Genomic DNA, 4645 nt, shown 5'->3' on the forward strand with positions numbered 1-4645 from the left:
CGCGCGCTCGCGCACTTCAGGTGAATAGGTATTGCCGTTCCGTTTCGTCATGATGGCTCCTTAATCTCAAGAGGGGGAGCCTCCGGCAATCCCGGCGCGGTTCACATTGTCAATTTCGTCATAGATCCTCATTGTTCGGTCAAAGCGACTGAATGCTCAATCAATTCACTGACCCGAGGCTGCTCATCCTGGCGACGGATTGTGGTAATTTGATCGCTTCAACGGCCGGCCGCGCGCTACGGCGATCACCGGACGTCCCGGATAGCATGAACCCAGTCACAGGCGACAGCAATGAAGCTTTCGGCTCGATTTGGTTCGGCAAGCCTGTCCAGCGGGAAACTCACGAAAGAGTTCGCCGCATCATCGGACAAAGGGCCAACGGCGGCAGAATACCTATTGAGGAAGGATAGTCTTTCCTGCTCCGATAGAGCTAAGTAATAGGGGAAATTGATGCTCACCTGACCGCGCCTGCCCAAGGAGAACGGTTTCAGAACTTTCTTGGTATCCTGTTCGATGACGATGGAGAGATAGTCTCGCTTCCTTTCTGGTACGACGAACTCCGCCCCGATTTCTTCCATGAGTTTCTTCAGGGCATCCAGACCCTGTGAAAACGCCTCTCCCTTGGAGATGATATGTGCCTGAAGCCATTCTGAAGGGGAAATTGGGTCCGCCGGGGGACGGCCCTTCTTCGCCATGGCGCGTTCTGTCGCCCCTATGATCCGGGGAACCAACGTTCGTATGCCGCCGTCGCCCTCGAAGTATCCAAGCTCAACGGCGAAGACGTCCGCTCTCATCTGCTCGTTGAGGAACTCGACGATGCGGGCTAGCTCGCTGGGTATGCGGTCAGCAACAAAAAGGAGCTTGAGATTCCCCGCACCAAGGTTGTCCTTTACCCTGCGCCAAAATCCGTCTGCATCCCCGTCCTCGCCGAGGAATTCCCTGAGCCGATCTTCCGGGTCCTTCCCAATCCTTCTGCAGGTCTCCCTGAACGCGTGTTCGACAGTTTCCTCGGTCCAGGAGGTGGAGGCATTCGCGGCATAGTCCAGCATTTGGGCCACTACCTCCCGTCGCAGCCTATGGTCGGTCCAGCGTTTGACCTCAACGAGCACGGGGACTGCCTCCCGGGTCACAAAAAGATGGTCCAGTGACCACCGTCCACTACCGGACTCACTATCTGCGACCGGCTGCTCCCGCCTGACGAGGAGAAGTTCGCCGACTTCATCGAAGGAGATCGTGTGCGGGAAGTCCTCTACCAGTTTCTGCAGGACATCTTCGTTAGGGGGTGCCGATGGACGCATCATGGACAACTGATTGTCTGCGTTGACGATAAAAATCGCACGTGATGCACTCATTGCCTACCCTATTAGTTGCGTCATGCATTGGATTACGCGGCGACGTTTATCGCTCTCATTATCCGAACTGAAATGTTCGAGCTACGAGTTTCGAACGATCCAGCTCTTGCCCTACAGATCTTGGTGTTGACCTTCTGAAGAGACAGCTTCCTCGTCTCCCAAGTAGAAGAAGCCTTGCTCAAAACCACCTCTGGCCTCTTTCTTGCGGGCAGCAATGGCCATGAGTGTCTCTTCCGTATAGCCGTGCAACCGGGCCAAGGCGAAAATGACCTCGATCAAGTCGGCCAACTCTTCGCATCGGGACACATCGCCAGAGGCAGCCTGATATTCCGCAAGCTCCTCGGCAAGCTTGTCCTGAAGCGCCGAAAGCAACTCTGGACCGGAAAGCTGCCGGATCATGGGAATGCGGCCCTCTGAGCGAATGATGGTCGGGATCTTGTCCCTGACGAGCTTTCCAGGCTTCATGGTTGTCCCGGTGCCTGTTTGAACACGAACCTGTTATGCCAGTCGAGGTATTCTTCAGCAGGGGCGTCCCTGTCACGCCGCGGCAGCGCGATCGGCTTGCCATACAGGCTGTCCTGCAATCGCCGGCCCCACTCCCCAACGACTAAGTCTGAGACACGGATTTCGAAACTCGGGTCGACAGTCAGGACACCGAGATCGAAAAGCTTGTGGTGGAGGGAACAAAGCGCAAGGCCATTGGGAACCTTGTCCGGTCCACCGGCTGAATGCATCTTGATGTGGGCAGCATCGAGGGCCACAGGAGCTCCATTGAGCCTGAGATCATAGCGGCAGACCGCACACTGCTCGTAATATGCGTTGAGCACAGCCACACGAAACCTGGGGTCACGCTTGCGTCGAAGGACAGCCTCAACCTCGTCCTGTCCCAGGTGGAGGCCAACACCATCGAGTATGTCCGGATGAAGACTGTGGGCGAAATTCCGTTCGAGGAGGTTGATTGCGAGAACGTCAATCAGTTTGGGGTTGTCCCGGAAGGCCCTGAGAACATCTGCGGAGAATCCAGCCTTGAGATGCCGCTCCCTGGCTTCGGCAATCAGAAGGTCCCCTGACGACGTCTTGGCATGCTCCTCGACCCACCAAAAGTCACCTTTGTCATTGGCGAGCCGTGCAAACGGGTGAGCGACGGTTGGCCTTGTCCGAAAGGAGCCATAGGTACGCAACAAGGGATCAACAGCCCTCTCGGCTTCATTGAAGGTGATGTGCCCCGCATCCTCATTTTTGAGCCGTGCCAGGGCATAGAGGAGAAGCAGCGGCTTGTGTGGTGCGGGTTTGCCGTCGCGCTCGAAGATCCGGATGGAATCAAACCGACCGAGAATATCCTCCGACATACCCTTCCCCGCTTGCCCCTCCTATGCCACCATGATGAAGCGATTGGCCGGGATACTCAAGAAGAACGAGAACGATTGAACCGGAGCCAAGATCCCATGCACTCCTCCCCATTCAGGCACAAGAGTGCCCGGATCCTTGGGGGGACACATCAAAGGCGATACAGGTCCTGTTTTCCGAAGACGGGCCTACTTGCCCTGCCAGACGTAAAGCTGAGGCAGATATACAATCATTGGTCGAATTATGCGATTGAAAGCAGCCTTTGCGTGTGCTTCAATACAAAAAGCAGCGATCGTTCATCCCCGCTCCTGTCCCCATTCAACAGGGAGGATGAGCGATCCGCTGCGCCGCATGAGAATAACCATTGGCGGAGGGGTGTGGCAACGGCCTAAGTCCTTTTGCTCGATTGTTTCAGCCCAACCGCCATTATCGTCGAGTAACCTTGATCCAAGTCCTTGAGGCAATCCAATTTGGGATCCATCCTGCGACAGCTGCGTAGCGCGCGGGCATGGCTTTCGCATGCTTGGCCTGGCTGCATGTCATGCTTGGCCGGAGTAGCTAGCCACAGATAGAATGCCTGAAACGCGATTGCAGCCAGGAAAAGGGCTATGGGCTGCTTTCCAGCACAACAGGATCTGCTATCGTTCGAGACATGTTGAAGCGGATAATAATTGTTGCATTCGCTCTGTGTATGAGCACTGCGTCAGAAGGGGCCACAACTCGAATTTTGGGCGTCGCAACGGTCATAGACGGGGATACCCTCGAGCTCGGACCAGTTCACATTCGTTTGCACGGGATTGATGCTCCGGAAGCAGGCCAGACTTGTGCGTATGCAGGTGGCGGATCGTGGCAATGTGGAACGGCAGCGACAAACCGCCTTGCCGAGTTGGTGGAAGGACGCGACGTGATGTGCGAAGCGCGCGACCGCGATGCCTACGGACGTATCATCGCCAGATGCACAGTGAACGAATTGGACGTTGGCTCCATGCTGGTAGAAGAGGGTCTGGCATGGGCGTATGTCAGATATTCATCCGACTACGCCGATAGAGAAGCGGCTGCCAAAGCTGCCCGCCTGGGGATTTGGCAAGGGGAAGCAGAAGCCCCTTGGGATTATCGCCGTAACAAGTGGAACCGTGCCGCTGCTGAATCCCCTCGTCATGGCTGCCCGATCAAGGGGAACATCACCAGAGATGGTGAGCGCATTTATCACACCCCCTGGTCGCCGTGGTATTCGCGCACGCGGATCGATGAGAGCGCAGGTGAGCGCTGGTTTTGTGACGAAGCGGAAGCACTTGCGGCCGGCTGGCGTCCAGCGCGGTGGCATTGAGCGGGAGCTGGACCAACAATCGTCTCCGAACCAAGTCACCCTCCCTACGGCAGAAAAATGCCCCTAACCTAGAGCGATCAAAAGCGTCGAGATTATCAATTAGATTCAAACGACGTTTGAGGGAGCAATGGGGAAAAGCACATGCAAGGGAGAAGACGTTTGCACTGGCGACGAGTTCTCGCCCAGACAGCTCCCATATTCCCATTCTTGGAAACACGAGCGACCATCCCGCGAACGCCATAACCGAGAGAGCTGCTCTCAGTCAGAACAGAACGACGAAAGCCTACATGGATAACGGTTCACACTGGCACCGGCCATCGGCCAAGGGCTGCTCCCGGAGACCACCTCCTGCCCCGTCCTGTAAACGCCGTTTCCTTGTGAATCATTCTTCTCGAAGTCTGAAACGCTTATCCAGAACTCTGAATCGGCAATATTCAGTTCTGAATCGGATTACCGCAAATTATTTCAAATTGAGATCAATTACCGGCACATCAAAACGAGTTGCTTGCACATATGACCTGTCCGGGAATTTCCTACCAGTAAGGACTAGAGATTCTGGCCTCGGATGTTAATTCGTTGGTCAGGTTTCCCACAAACTCGTGTGGGGTTTGGTAATTCA

Annotated in this window: 4 protein-coding genes; 1 reads left to right on the top strand and 3 read right to left on the bottom strand. The window is 55.5% G+C overall.

The genetic code is table 11. The annotated features are described in order from the left end of the window. Positions 1-245 precede the first annotated feature (245 nt). From ABD906_RS10000 to ABD906_RS10010, 3 genes are all read right to left on the bottom strand, one after another. Positions 246-1352 carry a hypothetical protein gene (locus tag ABD906_RS10000; RefSeq protein ID WP_345099277.1) on the bottom strand — a complete coding sequence of 369 codons (1107 nt, stop codon included), beginning with the start codon at positions 1350-1352 and terminating at the stop codon, positions 246-248. A gap of 111 nt (positions 1353-1463) precedes the next feature. Continuing rightward, positions 1464-1817, bottom strand: a complete 354-nt coding sequence (locus ABD906_RS10005; RefSeq protein ID WP_345099278.1) for a nucleoside triphosphate pyrophosphohydrolase — start codon at positions 1815-1817, stop codon at positions 1464-1466. Further along, positions 1814-2701 (bottom strand): phosphorothioated DNA-binding restriction endonuclease, encoded by an 888-nt coding sequence (locus ABD906_RS10010; RefSeq protein WP_345099279.1) that lies wholly within the window; start codon positions 2699-2701, stop codon positions 1814-1816. The genes ABD906_RS10005 and ABD906_RS10010 overlap by 4 nt, the downstream gene beginning before the upstream one ends. 689 nt (positions 2702-3390) lie before the next feature. On the opposite strand from ABD906_RS10010, the gene ABD906_RS10015 reads away from it, so the two are divergent. Then, positions 3391-4026 carry a thermonuclease family protein gene (locus ABD906_RS10015; RefSeq protein ID WP_345099280.1) on the top strand — a complete coding sequence of 212 codons (636 nt, stop codon included), beginning with the start codon at positions 3391-3393 and terminating at the stop codon, positions 4024-4026. Positions 4027-4645 lie beyond the last annotated feature (619 nt).

It is taken from the genome of Chelativorans composti, assembly GCF_039541695.1.
GTDB classification, from domain to species: Bacteria; Pseudomonadota; Alphaproteobacteria; order Rhizobiales; family Rhizobiaceae; genus Chelativorans; species Chelativorans composti.

Bases quoted from the DNA above. Each gene is read 5' to 3' on its own strand.
- ABD906_RS10015 (WP_345099280.1), top strand. From the start codon at position 3,391: ATGAGCACTGCGTCAGAAGGGGCCACAACTCGAATTTTGGGCGTCGCA.
- ABD906_RS10010 (WP_345099279.1), bottom strand. From the start codon at position 2,701: ATGTCGGAGGATATTCTCGGTCGGTTTGATTCCATCCGGATCTTCGAG.
- ABD906_RS10000 (WP_345099277.1), bottom strand. From the start codon at position 1,352: ATGAGTGCATCACGTGCGATTTTTATCGTCAACGCAGACAATCAGTTG.
- ABD906_RS10005 (WP_345099278.1), bottom strand. From the start codon at position 1,817: ATGAAGCCTGGAAAGCTCGTCAGGGACAAGATCCCGACCATCATTCGC.